This window comes from Clostridium fessum, assembly GCF_003024715.1.
In the GTDB taxonomy this organism is placed as follows: domain Bacteria; phylum Bacillota; class Clostridia; order Lachnospirales; family Lachnospiraceae; genus Otoolea; species Otoolea fessa.
This window is the reverse complement of the sequence record NZ_PYLO01000032.1, coordinates 1-654: the sequence shown is the minus strand read 5'-3', so window position 1 is coordinate 654 and position 654 is coordinate 1. Positions and strand designations below refer to the sequence as shown.

Annotated in this window: 1 pseudogene; it reads right to left on the bottom strand. The window is 43.7% G+C overall.

The window, feature by feature from the left end:
- Positions 1 to 226: 226 nt before the first annotated feature.
- Positions 227 to 654: pseudogene (locus tag C7U56_RS15410) on the bottom strand (IS200/IS605 family accessory protein TnpB-related protein); the annotation flags it as partial.

Genomic DNA, 654 nt, shown 5'->3' with positions numbered 1-654 from the left:
TTTCCGGATATTTTTCCCTGCATTTCCAGATACTCAAACACAATTACACCTGCCTGATACTCTGCGGCATATTTCGTGATCTCCGCAGCTATTTTGCGGGACAGCTCCATATTCAGCCTTTTTGCATAATCCCATCGGCTTTGGACCTGTCTGGAGGAATGTTCCCTCTGAAAACGGCGGATTCTGCCAAGCACATGATACAAATGGTCTTTATCACTGGAGAAATTTATAAATTTACGTCCCAGGATAGTGCCATCTGCACGCATGATTCTGCACGCATGATGCTGCAGACTGCATCCGTATTGATTCCCAAATCAACACTGCATATCACCTGCTCTTTTACAGCTGTTTTCGATAAGGTTACTTCCTCTGTGTATGAAAACCGAAGGAAATATTTATGATGTTTCCTTTCCAAAGTAGGGGCAGATGCCTTTTTACCACTCCATTTTTTTCGCAGATATTCCATATCGGTATGAAGTAATTTTACTTGAAACCACTTCCACTCCCGCCCATCAAACAGCTTTAAATGTGCCGCATCTTCTCCCGGTTCTGCTTCCTTATACATGACATCCCGATAAAATACCGGCATCGCATGATTCTCACAGACCAGCTTCGGTTTTCCTCTCAGTTCTCCCTTTTCCCACAAACTAAGGC